The sequence below is a fragment of the Microbacterium hydrocarbonoxydans genome, from assembly GCF_000956475.1.
Lineage (GTDB): Bacteria > Actinomycetota > Actinomycetes > Actinomycetales > Microbacteriaceae > Microbacterium > Microbacterium hydrocarbonoxydans_A.
This window is the reverse complement of sequence record NZ_JYJB01000009.1, coordinates 47,012-69,999: the sequence shown is the minus strand read 5'-3', so window position 1 is coordinate 69,999 and position 22,988 is coordinate 47,012. Positions and strand designations below refer to the sequence as shown.

Here is a 22,988-nt window from a genome sequence, read left to right as displayed (position 1 = left end):
CTCCATCCGATACAATTGAAAACAAGTATGGCCCTGTAGCGCAGTTGGTTAGCGTGCCGCCCTGTCACGGCGGAGGTCGCGGGTTCAAGTCCCGTCAGGGTCGCTCTGAGCGATGGGTCCTTTTTTCGGAGAGGGCCTTTCGTCTAGATGCGACAGGTTCGCCGGTCGCACGGCTCTGTAGCTCAGTTGGTAGAGCGCACGACTGAAAATCGTGAGGTCACGGGATCGACGCCCGTCGGAGCCACAGGGTGATCATTACAATCACCTTAGAAACCCTCGCCTAGCTTCTACATGGCGGGGGTTTTGCTTTGCCCTGGAGAGGGCGGGTTTCCGCCGCCGACTCCGGATGCTCCGACTACGGTCGTCGAGCGATCGAACGGGGATGAGAACACTCGCCTCGGAACTCCGCGGGAGTTCGCGTCGTGATCGGCGTACTTCCGTCGGCCCGCGGAGCGGGTCGGCGGAGCGCTATGCCGGCCCCTGCACCCTCTGCGCGATACTGGGTCCATGGGTGCAGTCGCGCAGTACACGGTCCGTGAAACCGTCTCGTGCCGAGGAACCGCCCGCCCGTGACCACCTTCTACGTCGGAACCGCGCCTGACCGGATGCCGATCGCCGCTGCCCTGGCGCAGGCGCGACCCGGCGACATCCTCTCGCTCGCCCCCGGCGCCCACTCGATCGGCTCGGTCACGCTCAACGGCGTGACGCTCACGGGCGAGGGTGGCCCCGCAGCGACGACGGTGATCGGCACGATCGCGCCGTACGGCGCGTGCGCCGTCGCCGCCCTGACGTTGAGCGCGCCACCTCGGACGAACGCGATCGCCATGACACTCGGCGCCGATGCGTACCTCAGCATCACGGACTGCCGCATCGCCGGTGACGCGACGGCCAGCACGCTCACGGTGGCCGTCGACCGCGGCACACTGGTGCTCGACCGGGTCGTCGTCGCAGATGACGAAGACCTCATCACCGTCAGGATCGCTGCGGGTGCACGCCTGCACGCCACGTCGTCCCGCCTCGGCGGACTCGAGGTGCGCGGAGGCACCGCCGACCTCATCAGGTGCGCCGCACATCTCGTACTCGCCGCAGACGGCGGACAGGTGCGCGGGTACTCGCCCCTCGAGCTCGCGCCGGTACCGGGAAAGCGCACGATCCGCTCGCTCAGCGGAGCGACCCTCGACCTCGAGAGCATCCGTCTCAGCGGCGATCAGGCGTTCGAGGCGCAGGCGAACGCGGCGACTCTGCGAATCTCGGAGATCGAGTCCGTGACCGGGGCGCCCCTCAAAGTCGTCGCCGAGTCCGACGCACTGGTGCAGTGCGAGAGCCCGCTCGCCGAAGTCGTGCGGGCGACCGCCGTGCCTCGCAAGGCGCCCCGCCCGCGCGCGGGATCCGGTCCTCAGCGAGTGCTCTGGCCCGCAGCACAGGGCCGCAGCTTCGCGACCGACGTGCAGCCGAGACTCAGACCGGGCGACACGCTCGTGCTCGAGGAGGGCGAGTACGCGTTCGACGACCTTGCCTGCGGCGAGTTCGAATGCGAGGTGAACCTCGACGGCGAGGGCCGGCGCGACCGCATCGTGCTGCGTGGCCGGCTGACCATCCCGCCCGCAGCCCACGTCACCCTCACGAACCTCACCATCGAGCATCCGGCCGCGACCAATGCCGTGCATGTCAGTGCAGCGGCCGACCTCTCGATGCACGGCGTCACGATACGCACCCACCCGGCTGCCGAGCTTCCCGCCCTGTACTCCGAGGGTGCAGTCACGGCGACCGCCTGCGAACTGCGCGCCGGCCCTGCCGACTCGAGGGCCACGGTCACGGTCGTGGGCGAGGGCCGCCTCTCGGCTCTCATGTGCGAGCTGGGGTGGGCGGACTTCGGCGGCTCGAGCGTCGTCTCACTCGAGTCGTGCTCGTTGTTCCGGCTCGCGACACGCGATCAGGCGCGGGTGACCAGCGCCGGCAGGCTGAGCGTGCGCCCGAACGCGCGCAATCAGTGCTCCGTGACGGCGAAGGGGCAGGCATCCATCGACATCGACGTGCTCGACTGCCCACCAGGCGATGAGCTCAACATCCAGGACCAGTCCTCGCTCGCTATCTCGTCCTTCGCCTCCGGCGCGGCGCCCAAGATCACGCGCGGCGGATACGCCCGGCTGTCGCAGGGCTCTCCGGGCGGCCACGACGGCGCGAGGGGCGCAATGGTCACCTCCTCTCTTCCTGATTCGGCACGCATCGCCGGCGCAGTCGCCGACGGGTCAGATGTCACCGGGGTGCGCGAGGACTCGCTGACCGCACTCAACCATCTGGTCGGCCTCCGCACGGTGAAGGCGCAGGCCGCACAGTTCGTGAAGAACGCGGTCATCAACCGCGAACGGGCCGTGATCGGCCTCAAGTCCATGCCGCTGACGCTGCACAGCCTGTTCCTCGGCAATCCGGGCACAGGCAAGACCACAGTGGCGCGCCTGCTGGGTAAGGCCCTGTATGCAGAGGGCGTCGTCTCGTCGGACGTGTTCGTGGAGGCGGGCCGCGCCGATCTCGTCGGAAGGTACATCGGCGATTCGGCCCCGATGACCGAGAAGGTGCTCGACAGCGCACGCGGCGGCATCCTCTTCATCGACGAGGCCTACTCGCTGGCCCAGGATTTCGAAGAGGACTACGGCCAGGAGGTGATCGACACGATCATCGCCTACATGGAGAACCATCGAGACGACCTCATGATCATCTTCGCGGGGTACACCGACAAGATGCAGCGACTGCTCGACATGAACGCGGGGCTGGAATCGCGGGCGCCCAACCGCTTCGATTTCGAGGACTACACCGGCGAGGAGCTGGCCACGATCGGCGTGAAGGCGCTCCGAGACACCGACTACGAACTCGAGGACGAGGAGCTGTACCGGCGGATCCTCACGCGCGGGTACACGCAGAGCGCCGATCGCAGCAACGCTCGCTGGGTGCGCAACTTCAACCAGGAGCTCATCGGCCGCCAGGTGGACCGCGTGCACGAGCTCCGCACCCGGACCGTCGAGGACTACCGTCTGATCGCCGACGACGATCTCTACGCGGTCGCGGGGATCGACGCGGATGCCGAGGGCTCGTCGACCGCGGTGAGAGATCTGCTCGCGGAGCTCGACGGCATGGTGGGTCTCGCCGAGGTCAAGGCCTGGGTCGCGAAGCTCGTCAACCGCGTCAACGCCGATCAGCGGCGCATCCAGGCCGATGCGACCATCTCGCGACCCACGTATCACGTCACCTTCACGGGCAGCCCTGGCACGGGCAAGACCACGGTCGCGCGCATCGTCGCCCAGCTCTTCCACGAGCTCGGCGTGCTGAGCAAGCCGACCGTCAAGGAGGTGAACCGCGCCGCTCTCGTGGGGTCTGCCGTCGGGCAGAGCGAGGAGCGCACGTCTCTCGCGATCGACGAGGCGATGGGCGGAGTCATGTTCATCGACGAGGCATACGATCTCTTCCGCGGTCGCGCAGGCTCCTCCGACTACGGCCAGGCCGTGATCGCGACGCTGCTTCCACGTCTCGAGAACGACCGTGACAAGTTCGTCGCGATCCTCGCCGGATACGCCGCCGAGATGGATGTCTTCTTCACTGCGAATCCCGGGCTCCGCTCGCGCGTGCCGCACACCGTGCACTTCGCCGACTACTCCCCGGAGGAGGTCGCCGAGATCGTCGTGCGGATCCTCACGAAGACATGGACCGTCGACTCCGCCGGACTCGCCGCGCTGACCGCCGCCGCCTACCGAGCCCTCCCCGAGAACGAGCGGGCGAACGGACGCAGCGCACGCATCTTCGCGGAGGAGATCGAAGGCCTGCAGGCCGACCACATCGCGACGAACGATGTCCCTGATGCCGAGCTCCACATCATCCCGGAGACGGTTCTCGAGGCGTTCGCCCGCGCGCACGGGGTCGCTCCGGTCTGACCCGCCGCCCTCCCCCGGTTACGCTCGAATCATGCTTGAGACGCTCACCGGATTCGCCGTGGTGGCCGTCGCGATCGCCCTCGGGTACATCATCGGGCGCATCGACCTCCTGGGGCCGCACGCCCGCCACGTGCTGGGGCGGCTCATCTTCTTCGTGCTGTCGCCGTTCCTGCTCTTCAGCGTCCTCGCGCACGCCGACGCGAAGATGCTGTTCTCGGCGCTGCTGCCTGTCTCGGCCGTCGCCGCGGTCGCCGTGATCGCCGCATATGCACTCGTCGCGAGGCTCGTGTGGAAGCGGTCGATCGGCGAGACCGTGATCGGGGCGCTCTCGGCCGGCCAGGTGAACTCGAACAACATCGGCATCCCGCTGTCGATCTATCTGCTCGGCAGCGCCGCGTACCCTGCGCCCGTGATCCTCATGCAGCTGCTGATCTTCACGCCGATCTCCCTCACGATCCTCGACGCCGTGACGAGCGAGAAGATCTCGATCCGCCGCACCCTCCTGCGCACGGCCACCAACCCGATCATCATCGGCTCGCTGCTGGGCACCCTCGTGTCGGTGTTCGGCATCACGGTGCCCGACATCGTGATGGACCCCGTCCAGCTGATCGCGAACGCCGCCGTCCCCGTGCTCCTGATCAGCTACGGCATCTCCCTGCACGGCCAGCGCGTGCTGGGCACGCAGGGCCACCGCCGCGACGTGATCCTGGCCAGCATCCTGAAACTGATCGCGATGCCCGTCATCGCCTGGGCTGCCGCCCTGCTGTTCGGGCTCTCTGCGGCGCAGACGCTGATCGTCGTCGTACTCGCCGCGCTTCCGACCGCGCAGAACGTGTTCAACTACTCGCAGCGCTACGACATCGGCGAGGCGATCTCGCGCGACACGGTCTTCCTCACGACGATCGGATGCCTGCCCGTGCTGCTTCTGGTGATGACCCTGCTGGGCTGAACGCGACGATGCCCGGACCGTGGCCGGCCCGGGCAACGACGCGGCGCGTCACATCTCCGGGCGATTGGCCCTGAGCACCTCGAGGCGGGCGCGGTACTCGGTCTCGTCGATGTCGCCCTTCGCGAAGCGCTCTGCGAGGGTCTGCTCGGCGCTGCGCGCACCCGGAGTGTGGGCCTGCGCCCACGGCGGCCCATAGGCGCCGAACCGGCGACGCCTGACGACGAGGCTGATGATCAGGCCCACGACGAGCAGGAACATCAGCGGGAAGATGATGAAGAAGGGCCAGAACGGGGCTCCGCCGCCCCAGTAGCCGACGTGCTGTGCGGTCATCGCCGCGACTGTGCTGAGCATGATGTGCATCCCTCGATTCGTCCGGTCGTGTCTCGACCGGTGCACATCAGCCTCCTCGTCCGAGCCTCGCGGCGAATCCGGCCAGGGGCGTCTCTTCGACTGCTCCCGCGGGAGTACGCCGTCACTGCCAGCCGGGCGCGACGAGACCCGTCTCGTATGCCACGACGACGAGATGCACGCGATCACGCGCCTGCAGCTTGCTCATGATGCGCGACACGTGCGTCTTCGCGGTCAGGGGGCTGAGGAACAGCCGCTCCGCGATCTCGTCGTTCGTCAGCCCCATTCCGACCAGCCGAAGCACCTCGCGCTCGCGCTCGGTGATCACCTCGAGCGACGGGCCCGAGGGCGCTTCGCGGAGCCCGGCGGCCATCCGCGCCAGCAGGGTCTTCGTGACACCCGGCGACAGCAGCGCGTCACCGGCGGCGACCGAGCGCACGGCCCGAACGAGGTCGGCCGGCTCGGTGTCCTTCACGAGGAAGCCCGCGGCGCCCGCACGCACGGCGCGCACCACGTACTCGTCGAGCTCGAACGTCGTCACGATCACGACGTGCACGTGTGCGAGCGCGGGGTCGGCGGCGATCTGCTCGGTCGCCCACAGGCCGTCGCCCTCCGGCATCCGGATGTCCATGAGCACGACGTCGACGGACGTTCGCCTGATCTGCTCGAGCAGCTCCCGCCCGCCGGATGCTTGGGCGACGACCTCGATGTCGGGCTCCGAGTCCAGCAGGGCTCTGAACCCGGCTCGCACGAGCAGCTGGTCGTCCGCGAGCGCGACTCTGATCATCGGTCCTCCTCCGCACCTGCATCAGCTGATCTCCACGGCAGCACGGCGACGACCTCGACACCGCCACCCGGCGCGTCTGCGACGGTCACGGAGCCTCCGAGCAGCGCCGCCCTCTCCTGCATCCCGAGGATCCCCCGGTGACCGCCGGCGGTCGACACGGGCGCGCCGAGGCCGCGCCCGTCGTCTGTGACCCTGACCGTCAGCATCCGCTCCAGCCCGCGTTCCAGCACGACGTCGACGCGGCGAGCGCGGGAATGGCGGATGACGTTGGTCAGCGCCTCCTGGACGATGCGGTACGCGGCGAGCTGCGTCGATCGGTCCGGCAGGGCGCCTGCGAGCCGGTCGTCGAGCATGGTCTCGAATCCTGGTCCGGCGGCGCCGGCGACCAGACCGGGCAGCTCACTGAGGCCCGCCTCTGGCGTGAGCGGAGTCTCGCCGTCGCGCAGAACCCCGAGCACCCCGCGGACCTCATCGAGTGCGCGCTTCGACGACTCCTTCACGTTCGCGAGCGCCGCCCGCGCCTGCTCGGGATCGCGATCGAACAGGTGCAGGCCCACTCCGGCCTGCACGTTGATCTGCGACAGTGCATGCCCGAGGACATCATGCAGCTCGCGCGCGATCCGCACGCGTTCGCGCTCCTCGACGCTCTGCCGCTGTCGCGCCGACTCCGCGCGCATCGCGGCGAAACGGGCCCTCCGGGTGCGCACGAACGCGCCGACGCCGAAGCACGCCGCAAGCCCGATGGTCGCCACGACCACGGCCGGCGGCCGCCATTCGCGCCCCTCGAACGAGGTGACCAGCAGCACGACCGCCCAGGCTGTGGCGACCGATGACGCCGCCCACACCGCAGCTCCGCGCGCCACGGCGCCGACGATCGCGAACGCGAGCGCGATGTAGGGAGGACCGGAGACGGGAAGGATGAGCAGATCGACAGCCGCGAAGGCGCTCACGAGCGCGACGACGGGGCCGGGGAAACGGCGGGCGCCGAGCAGGACGAGAGGCCCGGCGATGGCGAGCGCGATGTGCAGCACGGCCGGCCAGGGGACCCCGTGATGCGGGCGGACGGCACCCCAGACGGATGCCGGGACCTGCACGACGAAAGCGATCACCACCGGAGCGATCAGCCGCGCCCGGCGCGTCGCCCATGGCGGCCCCTCGCCCCATGGTGTGCGCCCCTCGTCCGGCATCCCCCGATGCTATCCCGCGAGGTCTCCCCCGGCATCCGCTCTCGGGAGACTCCGGCCGTGCTCTCGCGGGAGTATGCCTCGTGCGAATCGCCGGACCGGGGACCTGCGTAGATTGGTGCCGTGGACAATCCCGTCATCTACGTCGCGATCATCGTCGCCGTGATCATCGGCGCGATGTTCCTCGGCCGAGGACTCCGCAGGGGCGTCTCGAGGTCAGGCGGTCGCTACGCCCGCAGGACGGCCGAAGACCGGGTGAACCGCATGCTCGACGAACTCGGGGCGACCCTCGTCGTCCAGGCCCCCGAGCTCGAGACGAGGGAGATCGTCGACGGTGTGGTGCGGGAGCAGCCGCGCAGGTTCTCGATCCTCGAGGAGGGCGAGTACGGCATCCGCTTCGTGGAGTCTGACGACGCCGTCGTTCGCCTCGTCGACGATGGCTGGGGGACGCGGATGCAGGTGGTGCGGTCGACCGAGCGGCTGGGGATGCCGCAGAACGTCGAGTTCTGGAAGGATCTGCGCTCGCGCGTGGCCTCCGGCGCCGGCGCGCGGGAGATCGCGGTGATCGACGGCCCGCGCCATGGCTTCACGCGTCGCGACGGCGATCCCTCGTTCTGGGAGGTCGACGATGCCCTCCGCTGACGGCTCTCATTCCGCAAGAACCCCCTGCACAACTCACAGCGAGCGCGGCTAGGCTGGATCCCAGCGCCACCGCACGTCTTCGCGGTGCGTCAGCCCCTCCTCCTTCGGCCTGCGCGGCCCCACGAACGGTCTGCGCCACGGCCCTGCCAGAAAGGCCGACCCATGAGCGAATCCCCCGCCGACAACGACTTCTTCGACAAGCTGATCGAGGAGACTCCGCGCGAGCAGCCCGGCGGCTTCACCGCATCGTTCCGCGGCTACGACAAGGCTGAGGTCGACTCCGCTCTGAACACCCTGCGCAACCAGCTGCAGCAGCTGAAGGCCGACCTCGCCGACGCCGAAGCCCGCCACGAGGACGCGCTCGAGGCGGTGCGGGCCGAAGAGCGCTCAGCCCGCGAGCAGCTCGAGGCCGAGCTCACGGCGGCCAAGGCGCAGGCGTCGGATGCCGAGGATCGCGTCTCCACGCTGACCAACGAGCTCGTCGATGCCCCGCGCCCCGAGGGCAAGGACGCCCCGTCGCGCGAGCAGTTCGAGGCCATCCTGCGCGTCGCCGAAGAGCAGGCCAACGTCCTCATCCAGAACGCCGCGGTGCAGGCGGACCGTCTGATGGCCGCCGCACGCGAGGAGGTCGCCGCTCAGCGCGCCGAGGCCGAGGCCGACGCCACGCGCATCATCGCGCACGCGCAGCACGACGCCGACCAGATCCGCCTGAAGATCGACACCGAGTTCACCGCGCACGAGGCTCGTATCGAGCGTGAGGCCGCGCACGCCGCCGAGAAGGTGCACCAGGCCTCGCAGGAGGCCACGGCCATCCGCACCGAGGCGGAGAAGGGCGCCGCCGCGCTGCGCGCGCTCGTCACGCGCGAGACCGAGCAGCTGCGCGCCGACGCCGAGCGTGAGGTCCGCGAGATGAACGCTCGCGTCCTGGAGTTCGAGGAGACCCTCACCCGCCGTCAGGACGACGCGCAGCAGGAGTTCCTCGTGCTGCACAACCAGGCCGTCGCGCACGCCGAGCGCATCACGACCGACGCCAACGAGCAGGTCGCCGCGTCGCTCGACCACGCGCAGCGGATCTCGGCGAAGGCCGACGACTACGAGCGCCTGATGCGCACGCAGGCTGCGGCCATCGAGGCCGACGCGCAGGTGCGTGCCCGTGACACGCTCGAGCGCGCCCGCGTGAAGTCGCAGAAGATCGTCGAGTCGGTCACCGGCCACACCTCGACCGTTCTCCGCGACGCGGAGGACCACGCCCGCAAGCTGCGCTGGCAGCAGCAGCAGCTCGCGAGCTTCATGGCCGAGGTGCGAGAGCTCATCCGCCCGGAGGGCGTCTTCAGCGATGAGACTCCGGCCACAGCTCCCAGGACGGATGCCGCGGCAGCCGCCCCCTCGACCGTCGAAGCGGCAGACCTCGACGGTCTGGCCGACGTGGACGACGAGGTCGAGACCTTCGAGGCCGAGATCATCGAGGCAGACCCGGCCGATGTGTTCCTCGGCGACGAGGTTCTCGAAGACGAGCTTCTGGACGACGACGACGCCACGATCGACGGCAAGATCACGATCGATGTGGTCGAGGTCGAGGAGCCCAGCTCCCGCTGACCCAGCCTCTGCCGAAAGGGCCGCGAGCGATCCGCTCGCGGCCCTTTCGCGCAGTCAATGCGTGACGCCCCAGCGGCCAATCCCAACTTCTGCGGCCACCCGACGCAGTCCGGCCGCAGAACTTCGAAATCACCGCCGACCGCCCGGCGCGCACCCTCCCCCACCAGGCGCACAGAGAAGGGCACGAGCGGTGTGAACCGCTCGCGCCCTTTCTCGCGGGGCTGCTAGGCGCGACCGAACTGCGCCACAGCGGGGCAGTCGAAGGGATCGGCACCCGCAGCCAGGCCCACGCGGTTGAGGTAGGCGATCACGATCGCGTACGAACGGCCGAGGCTCGTCTCGGTGTACGGCACGTCGTTCGCGGCGCAGTAGTCGCGCACGATCTCGCGGGCCTTGGCGAGGTGCGGGCGCGGCATGCTCGGGAACAGGTGGTGCTCGACCTGGTAGTTGAGCCCGCCCATGAGCGTCGTCGCCCACCAGCCGCCGCGGATGTTGCGCGAGGTGCGGACCTGCTTCGAGAAGAAGTCCAGGCGCGCGTTCGGATCGATGATCGGCATGCCCTTGTGGTTCGGTGCGAAGGAGGCGCCCATGTAGACGCCGAACACGGCCAGCTGCACGCCCATGAACGCGAACGCCATACCCAGCGGCAGCATCATGAAGACCGGGATCAAGATGATCGCGAAGCGCAGGGCGATGATGCCGAGCTCGGTCCAGCGCCCCTTGACGTTCTTCTTCGTGAGAAGGTGCTTCAGGCCGATGTAGTGCAGGTTCAGCCCCTCCAGCGTGAGGAGGGGGAAGAACAGCCACCCCTGCTTGCGCGTGATCAGCCGGATCAGACCCCGCGACTGCGCGGCATCCGTCTCGAGGAACGAGATCGTGTCGACCTGGATGTCCGGGTCTTTGCCGACCTGGTTCGGGTTGCCGTGGTGCTTGGTGTGCTTGGAGTCCCACCAGGAGTAGCTCATGCCGATGCTGCCCGCGAGGATGCGGGCGAGCCGGAAGTTCGCGGGGCCCGTGCTGAGGATCTGCCGATGCGCGGCCTCGTGCGAGAGGAAGGCGATCTGCGTGAAGATGATGCCGAGTGCGCCGGCGATCAGCAGCTGGAACCAGCTGTCGCCGAGGAGGATGAAGCCGGTGACGGCTCCACCCAGCGCGAGGACGATGCCCGCGCCGACGACCAGGTAGAACCAACGGGCGCGCTGCAGCAGTCCCGTCTCCTTGACGACCTGCGAGACCTGCTTGTAGGCCTGGGCCATCGGCGGGAACTCGGCATTGCCGGAATAGGTCTGGCGCACCGGCCCGAGAGTTGCGACGGTCTTATCGACCTGAGTGATGGAGATGATGTTCTCCTGTCGATCGGGAGCCCTTGAGCTGTGGAAGCCAAGGGCGGATGCCGTTCGCTTAACTCAGGGTAGCCCTGGGTGCATGCGCCGCACGGCATACGAACCGCACTGCCAGGGGTCTGCCAGGTGCGCTCGGATCGTCAGGCGCGGACGCGCCTCGGACGCCGACGCAGGGCTCGCGGAAGCGAGAGCGGAAAGCCCGAGGTGCGGGCTGCGGGTTCGTGCGCGGCCTCGAGGGCGAGACGCGCGTCATCGAGGGCCGGGAAGGATCCGAGGTGCGTGCCGTGCTGGTCGCGGACGAGGTGGATGGATCCGTCGAATTCGACGAAGCCGGCGAACTCGCCGTCGCGGGTCGCGACGTGCACGTCGACGTCGGCCTGCTTCCAGGACAGGGGATCGGACGGGGGGATGGTGGTCATGCTCATGGTGGTGCTCATTGCTGTGTGGCGGGCGCACGTCGGCGCGCCTCGCAAGATGTGAGATCAAGAGCGGATGCCGCGCGCGTCGATGCACGCGGTCCGGAATGGCCCTGATCAGTGGCGACGTGGGCGGCCGAGAGGGCAAGGCACACACGTAGCTCATCTACTCTAGCAGACTGGACCTCTCGGCCAGGAGTCACTCCTCGGCGGGCACCCACACTCGTCGCGGATGGGCCGACGAGCCGGCGACCACCCAGCGCCCGGCAGGCATGGCGCCGGCGACGACCTCGCCGGTTCTGCCCTCCACCGCAATCTCGTCGCCCACCGCAATCTCGGCGTCCGCCCCCAACTCGGCGTCCGCCCCCGTCTCGGCGCCCGCCACCAGCTCGGCGTCCGCCCACGCCTCGCGGATGATGCGGCGAGGGTCATACTGCCGCGGGTCGAGTGCATGCCAGTCCACGGCGTCCGTCTCCTCCGTCACGCGCTGCCGCGCGTCGACAGCCAGCAGCGTCATCCGCCGCACCAGGGCGCCCAGCCAGGCCGCGCAGTCGGGCAGACGCTGCGGCCCGATGACGATCGCCGCGAGCACCGCCACCACGAAGAGCTTCTCGATCGTGAGCCCGAACATCTCAGCTCTCCCGTCCGGCGATCCGCCGGTCGTGCAACCAGGAGATCAGCAGTGCCGCGCCGAAGAGCAGCGCCATCGGGACGGCGATGAGGAACATCGACAGCACATCTGCCGCGGGCGTCACCATGGCGCTGAACAGCACGATCAGGACGACCACGCCGCGCCAGCTGCGGGCGATGGATCGCGCGGGGAGGACGCCGAGGAGATTGAGCATCACGACGAACACGGGCAGCACGAACGCGATACCGGTGGCGATCACGATCTTCAGCACGAAGTCCACGTAATAGGAGGCCTGCAGGAGGGTGCTGTCCTCCGTGGAGGCGAAGCCCGCGAGCAGTTCGACCATGTGCGGGAACAGCAGGAAGCCGGTCGCGCACCCTGCGGCGAACAGCGGAAGTGCGGCGCCCAGGAACCCGAACGTGTACTTCTTCTCTCGCGTGCTCAGCCCCGGGGCGAGGAACGCGAAGAGCTCGTACAGCCACACAGGACTCGACAGCGCGACCCCGGTGAACAGCGCGATCTTGAGCTTCAGGTCGAATGCGCCGGTGATGCTGTCGTAGTTCAGGCTGGCATCCCGCGATTCGGCGAGCGCCGCGATCGGAGCGCGCAGCACCTCGAGGACGCCCTCCGCGAGCAGGTACCCGATCGCGACGCCGGCCACGAGGGCGACCGCCGCGCGGGAGGCGCGGGTCCGCGCCTCCCGGAGGTGCGACGACAGCGGCATCCTGGTCGTCCCGGGCGGGGCCAGAGCGGTCATGGGTCTACTCCGCGACGTTCAGCACCGGACGTGGGGCATCCGGTGTCTCGGGCCGGACGGGAGCCGGGGCATCCGTCTGCTCCGATCGCGGTGAGGCCGATGCGGGGACCGTCTCGACGTGCTCCGCGGCCTCCGCACGGAGGATGCGGACCGATTGCCCGACGCTCCTCGCGAGCGCCGGGAGCTTCGCGGCGCCGAAGATGAGAACGATGATGGCGAGGATGATCAGGGCGTGCCACCCTGTGAGGTTCTGAAGCATTGGTCTGTCCTTCCGTGCTGTCAGTTGGCCGGGGGCTGGCCGCCGGCGTCAGGTCCGCCCTGGCCGCCGCCGGCGCCCCCGGAGGGCGCGGATCCCGCGGTCGGAGTGGTCGTCGTGTCGACGCGGACGACGAGAGTGGCCGCGTATCCGCCGGTCGGGTCTCCCGAAATCGTCGCGAGCTGCGACGCGGCGGAGTCGTCGCCGAAGACGTTGTCGCTCGCCAGAGTGATCTGCGAGAGGTTCTGCGCCGAGCCGTCGTAGCCTGACAGTGCGTATACCTCGTTGCTCGAGTCCTCGGGCATCGCCATCTGCGAGGTCGCGATCGCATTGCTCGAGTCCGTGATCGAGTCGACGTCGGGGTAGATCTCGAAGTGGATGTGGGGCCAGCGGCCCGAATAGCAGCCGGGGTAGATCGAGGTGAACGAGACCCTGCCCTCGGCATCCGCCACCTGCACTCCCCGCAGGTAGGTGACGTCCTCGAGCCCCGAGGAGTACATGGAGTACTCGCCCTGGGCGGTGCAGTGCCAGGCGTAGACGGCGACACCCTCGAAAGGCGCATCGCCGTTCGCCGCGTCGAGCACCTGGAACTCGAAGGCCAGGAGCACCCCCTCGGCGGCGGCCGCCCCATCGATCGAGGTGGTGATGTCCTTTCGGACGATCCCGGATTCCTCGAGCACGTCAGGGCCGTTGGATCCGTCCCCCGGATAAGGCCCGGCGGTCTCATCGGGAATCTCGCCGGAGGTCGTGGTGGTGGTGCTCGAATCACTCGTGTCACTGCTGTCGCTCGTCGTAGCCGCCGAGCCGTTCGAGGAGATCGGAGCGCAGGCTGCAAGGACCACGGCACCAACCCCGAGGCCGGCGAGACCGAGCACCCCGCGACGGCTGAGCAGGGTGCGGATGTCGAAGGGCGCGCCCTGATCGACCACCTCCTCATGCGGGTGGTCGAGCAGGCGGCCTTCGTAGGCGGGCCCCTCGGGGGTCTGGGTCGGCTCTGGGATGCGGCTCATGTTCTGGCTCCTCGCGTGAGAACGGCTGGTGTTGCATACCAGGCTCACCGAGCCGACCATCAGGAGCCTTTGACTCGCCTAAGCGCTTTCCATGAAGCCGAAAGCAGAGAAGAGCGGGTGCCGAAGCATCCGCTCTTCTCTGTGATGTCGCGACCACGGGATCGAATCGCGGTGGCCGTGCTGCTGGGTTCACGACTGGGGACCGCGAACGAAGCGCGTAGATCGGCATTCCCGGACTGGGGATCCGGGCTCTCGATCTACCCTTTAATTGCACCAGTATTCTGGACACTTGTCAAGATTCTTCCTGACGACTGTCCAAAAAGAGGATCATCAGCGCTAAGATCGCGGCAGGGTGAGCATGTCGATGGGAGGCACGCGATGACGACAGCCGACCAGCGTGCCGCGCGAGGCAGCGTCGACAAGTTCGCGCAGCGCCGGCAGATGCTCGCGCTCTCCGCCAGCTCGACCATCGCCCAGCGCGGTTTCGCCAACACAGGCCTGCGCGAGATCGCCAAGCACTCCGAGCTGTCGCATGGTTCCCTGCACTACTACTTCTCCGACAAAGACGACCTCATCGCCGAATCCGTCTGGCTGTTCAAGTCCGAGTGCGCACGCCGCTACGACGAAGCCGTCGCCACGTCGCTGAGCTGCGATGAGCTCGCCTCCCGCGTGGCGGAGGAGATGTCGAGGACGCTGCGTGACGAGTCGTCGATGCACAGGCTCTGGTACGACTTGCGCAATCAGGCCCTGTTCGGGACCGGCTTCGGGGAGACGATCGTGCGCATCGACGAGCTGCTCGAGAAGATGGTGTGGTCGATTCTCACGCGTCACGCGGAGCTTGCGGGGCGGCCGAGCACCTTGACCCCGCCCCTCGCCTACGCGCTGGTCGACGGCATGTTCCAGCACGCGCTGATCCGCTTCGTCCGAGGAGACGTCGACGCGGTCGAACGCCTGCGCCGGGAATGCGAGGGCCTGATCCTCGCCTCGGCCTGACGGCGCAAGGCTAATCCGCGCCCTCGTCTCCGGTGGGCTGACGCCAGACCAGGACGACGACGATCGCCACCATGACGAGGGCGGTGATCGCGATCGACGTCGGAAGGAACGCGTCGAGGAGCACCAGCGCGACGCCGATCGGCATCACTGCGTTCACGATGCGATCGGCGTTGTCGCGGATGGCGATCCACCAGATGCCGAGCAGGAACAGCGCGATCGGGATCGAGACCGTGAGCGACGCGGCGGTCGGCGAGATGTGGCTCTCGTGAGTGAGCATGTCGAGCTGCACTTCGATGCCGGCGGAGAACGCTGCGGCCGCGGCGAAGACGAAGTAATGGCTGTATCCGTAGCGCAGCGACCTGCGGAAGCTCGTGATAGCGCGGTGGTGCGGGGGCCAGAAGTAGATCCACCACAGGGACGCCGTCACGATGAGGGTCAGGGCTGAGATGGCGATCAGCGGAGCGAGCGATTCGGCGTCGTCGAGCTCGTCGATCGCCTTGATGATGGCGTTCGCAGAGGCCAGCAGGCTCTCACCCAGCACGATGAGGGTGAACAGGCCGTAGCGCTCCGTGATGTGGTGCGGATGCCAGGGCGTCTGGTGGCGGTACTCCGCGAAGACGGGAACGCCGATCTCGATGAGAGCGAAGACGACGAAGGCGATGAGCTGCAGCGGCCCGCTCGGGATGAGCAGGAACGCGATCCAGAGCACCTGGACCGTCGCGATCCCGACCGCATAGCGGACGGCCGCGGTGCGCAGCGGCCCTTCGGCGGCTCGACTGGCTCGCAGCCACTGCGTGATCATGGCCACGCGCATCACGATGTACCCGATGACGGGGAGTGTGAAGTTCCCCTCGAACGCCTGCGGGACGCCCGCCGCGAGGACCAGTACGCCGCCCATCTGGATGATGGTCGTCAGGCGGTACAGCCAGTCGTCCGTGTCGAACGAGGTCGCGAACCAGGTGAAGTTCATCCAGGCCCACCAGATCGCGAAGAACAGCATCGCGTAGGAGGTGATGCCGTGCACGAAGTCGCCATGGCTCAGCGCATGGTGCAGCTGCGCGGATGCCGCGCTCACCGCGACGACGAACACGAGATCGAAGAACAGCTCGAGGGAACTGGCGGCACGATGCGGTTGCGAGGGGTCGCGCGGGAGCATGCGGACGAGACGGAGTCGAGTCGTGCGTTCAGCGGTCACCGGGTCAGAATAGCGGCGCGTCGGCCGCGACGAAGTCGGTGTTCCGGAATACTCCATTCATCCAGACGGCGGAAATACCTTCCGTTCACCTCCCATTTGGGCTAGTGTTGATTCGTCTGCAGTTCCTGCTGCAAACCGCGCCGTGTGGGACGGCGATGGCGAGTTGTGACGTGGGGTCACGAGAACTCAGCAGGATCCGAGGGGTCGGAGTGCAGACAGAACGCCGTGAGCGTGGGGCTCTCGGTCTGGGGAACAACTGGGGAACACTATGTCGCACTGGGGATTTCTGCGTACATTGACGGCCTGTGAGGCGTCGGCATGACCTCCGTCGAGGATGCTGTCAGCATCGCTCGCACGGGCTCGGTCTTTCTGCCGGCCTCTGCACCACGGGTCACCAGGGTGGCACCGCGCCCGGCCATCGCGCCGCGTGTGTCCGCCACCCTCGAGCGGCGCCGCCAATGGGAGCGCCGCTACCGGATGCGACTGCGGATCACGGATGCCGTCGGCATCCTCTTCGCGGTCGGTATCACAGCGGCGATCCAGCTGGTCGTCGGCGCCGCAGGGGAAGAGGCCCTGCGCGACGGCATCCTGCTGGGTGGACTCTGGTACCTGACGCTCAGTGCGCTGCACACTCGGGATGCAGCTCTCTTCCGCGCCAGCGCCGCTGAGTACCGCAGCGTCGTGCACGCCAGCGGTCTCGCATTCGGGATGACCGCGATGATCGGGGTGCTGCTGGCCTGGCAGCACCTGCAGCTCGTGCTGCTCGTCGGGCTGCCTGTCGGGCTGCTCGCACTGCTGATCACGCGGTGGGCGTGGCGCAACTGGCTGGGCGCGCAGCGGGTGAACGGCCGGTTCACCTCACGCACCCTGGTCGTGGGCAACAAAGACGACGTCGAGTACGTGGTGAGCACGCTGCATCCGATCGGCCCTTCCGGGTACCAGGTGGTCGGGGCCACTCTCCTCGACGGCAATGCTCGCGACGTCGACATCGACGGCGCGCGTTTCCCCGTGCTGGGCAACGTCAACACCGTCGCATCCGTCGCGGCGGAGCTCGGCGCCGACACGATCATCGTGGCGAGCCGGCCCGACGGCGACCCGGAGTTCATCAAGAAGCTGAGCTGGCAGCTGGAGGGCACGGCGGCCGAGCTCGTACTCTCCAGTCGCCTGACCGACGTCGCAGGTCCCCGCATCTCCTTCGCCCCCGTCGAGGGCCTGCCCCTGATCCAGGTGCAGATCCCGACGTACGAAGGCGGTCGGCACGTTCTCAAGCGTGCGCTCGACGTCGTCGTGGCGACCCTCGCGCTGATCCCGATCGCCCTGGCGACGCCGGTGATCGCACTGCTCGTGAAGCTCGATTCCCCGGGTCCGCTGTTCTTCTTCCAGGAGCGGGTGGGGCGCGACGGGCGCACGTTCAAGATGGTCAAGTTCCGCTCCATGAAGACGGATGCCGAGCAGCAGCTCACCGCTCTCAAGGAGCAGAACGAAGGTGCCGGCCTGCTGTTCAAGATGAAGGACGACCCGCGTGTGACCCGTGTGGGTCGCGTGCTGCGCAAGCTGTCGCTCGACGAGCTGCCGCAGTTCTGGAACGTGCTGACCGGAGACATGAGCGTGGTCGGGCCTCGCCCGCCGCTGCCCAGCGAGGTCACCGCCTACGACGGAACCGTGTTCCGTCGCCTGTACATCAAGCCCGGCATCACGGGTCTCTGGCAGGTCTCCGGCCGCAGCGATCTCTCGTGGGACGAGAGCGTCCGCCTCGACCTCCGGTACGTCGAGAACTGGTCTGTCGTCAACGACCTGCAGATCATGTGGCGCACCGCCAAGGTCATGGTGCAGCCGAGCGGGGCATACTGATGAACACTTCAAACGCCGAAACACGGCCAGTCAGACGCTGGATCAGCATCGCCGCGGTGACCGCCCTCGCAATCGCCGTTGCCACGGTCGCCATCGTTCTCACCAACTCGACGCCATCCGCTCCGACTGCGTCCTCCACTGAGCAGCCCGCAGACAGCGGTGACGACAGCGACACTTCGGTGTCACCACTCACGTCTGTGCCGACCCCAGCGCCGGGCCCGATGAGCACGAACGAGGAATCCGAGGTGCAGCGGGCGACCGCTTCCGCGGACGCTGTCATAGCCGCGCTCGACGAGATCAGCCAACGCGGGGACGGTTCGGCCGTCGGAATCGAATCGATCGCCACCGGCTGGGTACTGGGCGAATTGCAGTCCCACGCACGGGAGCAGTTCGATCTCGGATACAAGCAGGTGGGCAGCGCGGTCGTGACGAGCGTGACCCCGACTGCCGTCGACCTCGCCGCCACACCCGCAACCATCACGCTGAAAGTGTGCGTTGACGTCTCGAAGGTCGACGTTCTCGATGCCTCGGGCAACTCGATGAAGAACTCGCTGTACAACCCGGGCCGACCCGTGGCCCACATCTATGGGGCCGTCTTCGAGAACGACACCTGGAAGATCTCGTCTCACGACATCCCCGACATTCAGGACTGCCCCGCAGCCTGAATGCGTGGCTTCTCATACCCGACAGGAAGATCATGACCATCACATCCACCACACGGCGGTCGTTCTCCGCACGCCTCGCAGCGGGCGCAGCCATCGCCGCTGCAGCATTGATGGGGTCGCTGATGACCCCGGTCGCAGCGGCGTCCGCGGCAGCACCGCTGCCAGACGGCCTCACCCAGGAGACCGCCGCGGCCTCCTGCTGGGAGGTCAAGCAGAACTATCCGTCATCCACCGACGGCATCTACTGGCTCGTCACGCCCTCGCTGGTCGCGCCCGAACAGTTCTACTGCGACCAGACCACCTCCGGCGGAGGCTGGGTGCTCATCGGTCGCGGCCGCGAAGGCTGGAAGGAAGGCTACAACGGTCTTCGCACGGCGGCTCAACTCCGCAACACACCGACCGGGACGGACGCCTTCCAGCCCGCCCAGCTGCCTGCGGCGACGGTCGACGGACTGCTGAACGGCGGTCGCGTGGATGCCCTCGCTGACGGCGTGCGTCTCCGCCGGGCGACCAACACCAGCGGCACCACGTGGCAGGAAGCCCGTTTCAGCTTCACCCAGCGTGACCGGTGGGTCTGGACGTTCGGTGCGGAGCATCGGGTGAAGACCTTCTCGTTCGACGGGGTGTCGGGCACCGGCGGGCAGACCAACAACTTCGGTAGCAACAACCAGCAACGCCGAGTGGTTTTCAGCGAGCAGTCGACCCACAACTTCCTGAACGGATTCGCGTTCGGCTCGAGCACCGGGGGAAGCACGTCCGCGACGTCATACCTGTGGAGCCCGTCGGGTCAGGGATACGCACGCCCGTTCACGCAGATGTTCCTGCGCCCGCAGCTGAAACTCTCGTCCCTCGACTTCGGTACCGTGCCGGCGAGCGGCACACCTCAGACCACGCATTCCAACATTCCCGACAGCAATGCGCTGACGACCAAATGGGGCGTCTCCGGATTCGCCAACGGAAGCAGCGGGGAGCTCAACACCGAAGTCGCCGAATTCGGTGAGGTCGACGGCAAGGTCTACGTCGGAGGAAACTTCAAGTACGTGCAGCGTACCGAGGCGGGCGCCGACCAGGTCGAGCAGCCGTACATCGCCGCCTTCGATGTCGCCAGCGGTGAATGGGTCTCCTCTTTCCGGCCGCAGCTGAACGGCCAGGTCAAGGCGATCACCGGACTTCCCGACGGACGACTCGCTGTCGCGGGTCAGTTCTCCATGGTCAATGGCACCTCCCAGGCAGGTATCGCCATCCTTGATCCCGACACCGGTCAGCTCACCGGTTGGCAGGTGTTCGCCGAGCACCGCACCACCGGCGGGGTCCCTTACATCCGCGACCTCGACGTCCAGGGCAACTACCTGTATGTCGCAGGCTCGATGACGCACCTCACCGCTGTCGGCTCCACCTCGAGCGCCAGCGCCTGGAACGGCGGACGCATCAACCTCACGACCGGCCGCCCCGACACAAACTGGAACGCGTTCCTGAACGGCACGTCCGTCGCAGTCGACGCGTCCGACCTCGGTGACCGCGCGTACTTCTCGGGATACTTCAAGATGAAGCAGAGCACATCGACTCCGAGCGCCGCAGCCATCCAGACCACGGCAGGCGCTCCGCTGGTGGATCCGCTCTGGGTGCCGAAGTTCAGCAAGGCTTCGATCGACGCGTCCGGCAACTACACGGGCAACATCTGGCAGCTCGGTGTCACAGAGGCCGGCGGCAAGGTCTGGCTCGGCGGCTCGGAGCACTCGCTGTTCGCTTATGACCGCAACACGTTCGAGCGCGTCAACGGCTCGATCACGAAGGCGGGCGGCGATTTCCAGACTGTGGAGCACAACGCCGATTCGTCACTCGTCGTCGGTGGATGCCACTGCGGGTACTGGGTCTACCAGGATGCCTACTCGTGGAGCGATATCGGCACCGGCTGGACTCAGGGCGACAAGATGAACCTCGTTGGCGCCTGGAACGCGCAGACCGGCAAGTACGTCTACGAATGGTCCCCTACCCTTCAGGCTCGCGCCGGATATGGAGCATGGGGCACGTTCTTCGACAGCACCGGAGTGCTCTGGGTCGGCGGCGATTTCACTCGCTCCGTGCGCGCTGGCGAGACGAACCAGTGGTCCGGCGGCTTCGTACGCTTCGCACCCCGTGACACGACGGCTCCGACGAAACCAGGAGAGATCACCGCGACCACCAGCAACGGCGGGACCACGGCGAACCTCACCTGGACCGGGTCGACGGATACCAACGGCGTGACTTACGAGATCCTCCGCGACAATCGTGTGATCGCGTCGACGACGTCTGCGGCGTACACCGTCCCGATCACGGAGGATCCGACGAACTACTACGTTCGAGCCCGTGACAACGCGGGCAACCGCTCGGCGAGCACAGCTGCGTTCGTGGCCGAACCTGCCCCTGAGACTGCCCTCACGTTCGTCGAGAACGGGTCGGCGTGGAAGTGGCGCTACTCCTCCGACGCGCTTCCGTCCGACTGGGCGTCCACGGCATTCGATGCCTCCGCGTGGGCGACCGGCAACGGATTCTTCGCTCGTGGCGTTGCCTCGGCGACGACGAACATCGATCCGACGAACCTCGTGACGAAGCCGATCAGCGCGCAGTTCCGCACGCAGTTCCAGGTTCAGGACGCGCTCAGCGTCGTCAACGGGAAGATCTCCGTGATTGCGAACGACGGCGTCGTGCTCTATCTGAATGGCACCGAGCTCGGACGAGTGCGCATGCCCGCAGGCGCGATCACGCAGAACACGTACGCGAACGCCGTGATCTCTCACGCCACGGCATCCGCGAACCGCGTGCTGTTCGACGTACCTCAGGGCGCCCTCGTTGACGGCACCAACGTGCTGGCCGCCTCCGTTCATGCCAACTACCGTTCGACCGCGGACCTGAGCTTCGACCTGAGTTTCACTGCCGAGCGCGGCGCAGCACCCGCGGCTCCGGACGCCGTAGGCGGTCTCGCCGCCACGAGCACCGTGGACTCGGCGACGCTCACCTGGTCGGCCCCGGCCAGCGGAACCGAACCGCAGTCGTACGCGATCAGCAGGGACGGTCAGCAGGTCGGCACGACAGATGCCGCGACGCTCACCTTCACTGAGAGTGGACTCACGGCCTCGACGGCGTACAACTACGCGGTGACGGCCGTCGGAATCGGTGGACTCCTCTCTGCCCCGGCAGAAGTTCAGGTGACCACTGCGGCGCCCCCGTCCGACAATGAACTGCCGGTCACCATCGCGGCCGGTTCCGCCTGGTCATGGCGCTACTCCGCCGATGCGCTGCCCACCGACTGGAACACGATGTCGTTCGACGCATCGGCGTGGTCCACCGGCCAAGGGGTACTGGCACGCGGGGTGACTACAGCGGCGACGAATATCGACCCGACCAACCTCGCGACGAAGCCGATCAGTGCGCAGTTCCGTCACGCGTTCACGGTCGTCGATGCCGCTGGCGTGCACGATGGCACCGTCTCCGTCATCGCTGATGATGGCGTCGTGGTCTACCTGAACGGCGTCGAGCTCGGTCGGGCGAACCTCGGAACTGGAACGATCACGCAGAACAGCTACGCCACAGCAGCGCCGCGCTATTCCACCGCGGTCGCGAATCAGGTGACGTTCACGGTTCCTGCCGCACTGCTGGTGGAAGGCACGAACGTGATCTCCGCGTCGGTTCACGCCAACTACCGCAGTACCCCTGACCTCAGTTTCGACCTCGCATTGAGTATGCTTCGCGAATGAGCAGGGTTTCCTACGCTGACGCGCGGCGGGCGCTCGCATCTGCACAGAAGGCAGGTGCGGGTGTTCCCGCCTACCTCCGCTGGGTCAATCGCCCACTCGGCGGTCGCGTCGCAGTTCTCGCAGCGGCGCTGGGTGGCACTCCCAACGGAGTCACGGCGATCAGCGCCGCCTCCGGTGCGGTTGGCATCGTCGTCCTCGCCGCGATCCCGCAGTGGTGGTCAGGTCCTGTCGCGGCGATCCTGCTGCTCATCGGATACGTGTTCGACTCGGCTGATGGACAGCTCGCTCGGATCCAAGGGCGAAGCGGCCCGGCCGGCGAGTGGCTCGACCACGTCGTCGACGGAATCCGCGCGCCGCTCGTCCACATCGCTGTCGCGGTCCACCTGCTATTGACCGGTGCCGCATCGTGGCTGGTGCTTGTCGCCGCGCTCTCCGCAGTCGTCGCATCCGCCTGGTTCCTCTCGCAGTTGCTCGCTGAGAAGCTGCTCCCCAAGGCGCCAAGAAGCACCGACGACTCACGATCCGGCATCCTGGAATCTATACTCAAGCAGCCGCAGGATCCCTCCACGGCGTACTTCATCCTCGCGATCATCGGTCTTCCGACCGCCTTCGCGATTCTCTACGCCGGTATGTTCGTCTGGCACTTGCTGTTCTTCGCCGGGTCACTCCGGCGCAAGTACGTCCAGCTCGCATCCCTCTGACTGAGAG

Annotated in this window: 19 protein-coding genes and 2 tRNA genes; 11 read left to right on the top strand and 10 right to left on the bottom strand. The window is 67.5% G+C overall.

Annotated elements, in window-relative coordinates; all coding sequences use genetic code 11:
• Window positions 1–29 precede the first annotated feature (29 nt).
• The 4 genes from RS84_RS09575 (at window position 30) to RS84_RS09560 (ending at window position 4,872) form a co-directional block, all read left to right on the top strand.
• A tRNA-Asp gene (locus tag RS84_RS09575) sits at window positions 30–103 on the top strand.
• Window positions 104–171: 68 nt separating this feature from the next.
• A tRNA-Phe gene (locus RS84_RS09570) sits at window positions 172–244 on the top strand.
• A gap of 325 nt (window positions 245–569) precedes the next feature.
• Window positions 570–3,923, top strand: a complete 3,354-nt coding sequence (locus RS84_RS18670; protein WP_052676309.1) for an AAA family ATPase — start codon at window positions 570–572, stop codon at window positions 3,921–3,923.
• Between the two features lie 31 nt (window positions 3,924–3,954).
• Entirely contained in the window at window positions 3,955–4,872 is a 918-nt protein-coding gene (locus RS84_RS09560; RefSeq protein WP_045257579.1) for an AEC family transporter, read from the top strand.
• A gap of 48 nt (window positions 4,873–4,920) precedes the next feature.
• On the opposite strand, the gene RS84_RS09555 is transcribed toward RS84_RS09560, so the two are convergent.
• The 3 genes from RS84_RS09555 to RS84_RS09545 all read right to left on the bottom strand — a co-directional run bounded on the left by RS84_RS09555 (window position 4,921) and on the right by RS84_RS09545 (window position 7,194).
• Entirely contained in the window at window positions 4,921–5,223 is a 303-nt protein-coding gene (locus RS84_RS09555; RefSeq protein ID WP_045258085.1) for an SHOCT domain-containing protein, read from the bottom strand.
• A 121-nt stretch (window positions 5,224–5,344) separates the two neighbouring features.
• Window positions 5,345–6,007: a response regulator transcription factor gene (locus tag RS84_RS09550; protein WP_045257578.1), complete on the bottom strand. Its 663-nt coding sequence runs from the start codon at window positions 6,005–6,007 to the stop codon at window positions 5,345–5,347.
• Window positions 6,004–7,194, bottom strand: coding sequence for a sensor histidine kinase (locus tag RS84_RS09545; RefSeq protein WP_045257577.1), 1,191 nt, complete (start codon window positions 7,192–7,194; stop codon window positions 6,004–6,006). Before RS84_RS09545 ends, RS84_RS09550 begins: the two co-directional genes overlap by 4 nt.
• 120 nt (window positions 7,195–7,314) lie before the next feature.
• Here RS84_RS09545 and RS84_RS09540 point away from each other — a divergent pair, with 120 nt between their 5' ends.
• On the top strand, window positions 7,315–7,833 hold the full coding sequence (locus RS84_RS09540) for a hypothetical protein (RefSeq protein ID WP_052676306.1): 519 nt from the start codon (window positions 7,315–7,317) through the stop codon (window positions 7,831–7,833).
• A 162-nt stretch (window positions 7,834–7,995) separates the two neighbouring features.
• Window positions 7,996–9,429 carry a cell division initiation protein gene (locus tag RS84_RS09535; RefSeq protein ID WP_045257575.1) on the top strand — a complete coding sequence of 478 codons (1,434 nt, stop codon included), beginning with the start codon at window positions 7,996–7,998 and terminating at the stop codon, window positions 9,427–9,429.
• A 224-nt stretch (window positions 9,430–9,653) separates the two neighbouring features.
• Here the strand turns inward: RS84_RS09535 and RS84_RS09530 are convergent, their stop codons facing one another.
• The 6 genes from RS84_RS09530 to RS84_RS09505 all read right to left on the bottom strand — a co-directional run bounded on the left by RS84_RS09530 (window position 9,654) and on the right by RS84_RS09505 (window position 13,842).
• On the bottom strand, window positions 9,654–10,772 hold the full coding sequence (locus tag RS84_RS09530; RefSeq protein WP_414738818.1) for a fatty acid desaturase family protein: 1,119 nt from the start codon (window positions 10,770–10,772) through the stop codon (window positions 9,654–9,656).
• A gap of 140 nt (window positions 10,773–10,912) precedes the next feature.
• Window positions 10,913–11,197, bottom strand: coding sequence for a hypothetical protein (locus RS84_RS09525; RefSeq protein WP_045257573.1), 285 nt, complete (start codon window positions 11,195–11,197; stop codon window positions 10,913–10,915).
• A 190-nt stretch (window positions 11,198–11,387) separates the two neighbouring features.
• Window positions 11,388–11,819: a hypothetical protein gene (locus RS84_RS19330; protein WP_052676305.1), complete on the bottom strand. Its 432-nt coding sequence runs from the start codon at window positions 11,817–11,819 to the stop codon at window positions 11,388–11,390.
• 1 nt (window position 11,820) lies between these two features.
• Entirely contained in the window at window positions 11,821–12,576 is a 756-nt protein-coding gene (tatC, locus tag RS84_RS09515; protein ID WP_045257572.1) for a twin-arginine translocase subunit TatC, read from the bottom strand.
• A 4-nt stretch (window positions 12,577–12,580) separates the two neighbouring features.
• Window positions 12,581–12,835 carry a twin-arginine translocase TatA/TatE family subunit gene (locus RS84_RS09510; RefSeq protein WP_045257571.1) on the bottom strand — a complete coding sequence of 85 codons (255 nt, stop codon included), beginning with the start codon at window positions 12,833–12,835 and terminating at the stop codon, window positions 12,581–12,583.
• Window positions 12,836–12,855: 20 nt separating this feature from the next.
• Window positions 12,856–13,842, bottom strand: a complete 987-nt coding sequence (locus RS84_RS09505; RefSeq protein WP_045257570.1) for an intradiol ring-cleavage dioxygenase — start codon at window positions 13,840–13,842, stop codon at window positions 12,856–12,858.
• Window positions 13,843–14,220: 378 nt separating this feature from the next.
• Between RS84_RS09505 and RS84_RS09500 the strand changes: the two genes are divergently transcribed.
• Window positions 14,221–14,835, top strand: a complete 615-nt coding sequence (locus RS84_RS09500) for a TetR/AcrR family transcriptional regulator (RefSeq protein ID WP_045257569.1) — start codon at window positions 14,221–14,223, stop codon at window positions 14,833–14,835.
• Window positions 14,836–14,845: 10 nt separating this feature from the next.
• Here the strand turns inward: RS84_RS09500 and RS84_RS09495 are convergent, their stop codons facing one another.
• Window positions 14,846–15,991: a low temperature requirement protein A gene (locus RS84_RS09495; RefSeq protein WP_045258083.1), complete on the bottom strand. Its 1,146-nt coding sequence runs from the start codon at window positions 15,989–15,991 to the stop codon at window positions 14,846–14,848.
• Window positions 15,992–16,348: 357 nt separating this feature from the next.
• Between RS84_RS09495 and RS84_RS09490 the strand changes: the two genes are divergently transcribed.
• Genes RS84_RS09490 through RS84_RS09475 form a run of 4 tightly spaced genes read left to right on the top strand, consistent with a single transcriptional unit; the run spans window position 16,349 to window position 22,981 of the window.
• Window positions 16,349–17,881, top strand: a complete 1,533-nt coding sequence (locus tag RS84_RS09490; protein WP_045257568.1) for a sugar transferase — start codon at window positions 16,349–16,351, stop codon at window positions 17,879–17,881.
• 56 nt (window positions 17,882–17,937) lie between these two features.
• Entirely contained in the window at window positions 17,938–18,546 is a 609-nt protein-coding gene (locus tag RS84_RS09485) for a hypothetical protein (RefSeq protein WP_045257567.1), read from the top strand.
• A 32-nt stretch (window positions 18,547–18,578) separates the two neighbouring features.
• Window positions 18,579–22,280 (top strand): fibronectin type III domain-containing protein, encoded by a 3,702-nt coding sequence (locus RS84_RS09480; RefSeq protein ID WP_045257566.1) that lies wholly within the window; start codon window positions 18,579–18,581, stop codon window positions 22,278–22,280.
• Window positions 22,277–22,981 (top strand): CDP-alcohol phosphatidyltransferase family protein, encoded by a 705-nt coding sequence (locus tag RS84_RS09475; protein WP_045257565.1) that lies wholly within the window; start codon window positions 22,277–22,279, stop codon window positions 22,979–22,981. Before RS84_RS09480 ends, RS84_RS09475 begins: the two co-directional genes overlap by 4 nt.
• Window positions 22,982–22,988: the final 7 nt, after the last annotated feature.

What these genes read in the sequence shown, in the direction of transcription:
- RS84_RS09560 (WP_045257579.1), top strand. Translation starts at nt 3,955, where the DNA reads ATGCTTGAGACGCTCACCGGATTCGCCGTGGTGGCCGTCGCGATCGCC.
- RS84_RS09555 (WP_045258085.1), bottom strand. Translation starts at nt 5,223, where the DNA reads ATGCTCAGCACAGTCGCGGCGATGACCGCACAGCACGTCGGCTACTGG.
- RS84_RS09550 (WP_045257578.1), bottom strand. Translation starts at nt 6,007, where the DNA reads ATGATCAGAGTCGCGCTCGCGGACGACCAGCTGCTCGTGCGAGCCGGG.
- RS84_RS09545 (WP_045257577.1), bottom strand. Translation starts at nt 7,194, where the DNA reads ATGCCGGACGAGGGGCGCACACCATGGGGCGAGGGGCCGCCATGGGCG.
- RS84_RS09535 (WP_045257575.1), top strand. Translation starts at nt 7,996, where the DNA reads ATGAGCGAATCCCCCGCCGACAACGACTTCTTCGACAAGCTGATCGAG.
- RS84_RS09525 (WP_045257573.1), bottom strand. Translation starts at nt 11,197, where the DNA reads ATGAGCATGACCACCATCCCCCCGTCCGATCCCCTGTCCTGGAAGCAG.
- RS84_RS19330 (WP_052676305.1), bottom strand. Translation starts at nt 11,819, where the DNA reads ATGTTCGGGCTCACGATCGAGAAGCTCTTCGTGGTGGCGGTGCTCGCG.
- tatC (WP_045257572.1), bottom strand. Translation starts at nt 12,576, where the DNA reads ATGACCGCTCTGGCCCCGCCCGGGACGACCAGGATGCCGCTGTCGTCG.
- RS84_RS09510 (WP_045257571.1), bottom strand. Translation starts at nt 12,835, where the DNA reads ATGCTTCAGAACCTCACAGGGTGGCACGCCCTGATCATCCTCGCCATC.
- RS84_RS09505 (WP_045257570.1), bottom strand. Translation starts at nt 13,842, where the DNA reads ATGAGCCGCATCCCAGAGCCGACCCAGACCCCCGAGGGGCCCGCCTAC.
- RS84_RS09500 (WP_045257569.1), top strand. Translation starts at nt 14,221, where the DNA reads ATGACGACAGCCGACCAGCGTGCCGCGCGAGGCAGCGTCGACAAGTTC.
- RS84_RS09495 (WP_045258083.1), bottom strand. Translation starts at nt 15,991, where the DNA reads ATGCTCCCGCGCGACCCCTCGCAACCGCATCGTGCCGCCAGTTCCCTC.
- RS84_RS09490 (WP_045257568.1), top strand. Translation starts at nt 16,349, where the DNA reads ATGACCTCCGTCGAGGATGCTGTCAGCATCGCTCGCACGGGCTCGGTC.
- RS84_RS09480 (WP_045257566.1), top strand. Translation starts at nt 18,579, where the DNA reads ATGACCATCACATCCACCACACGGCGGTCGTTCTCCGCACGCCTCGCA.
- RS84_RS09475 (WP_045257565.1), top strand. Translation starts at nt 22,277, where the DNA reads ATGAGCAGGGTTTCCTACGCTGACGCGCGGCGGGCGCTCGCATCTGCA.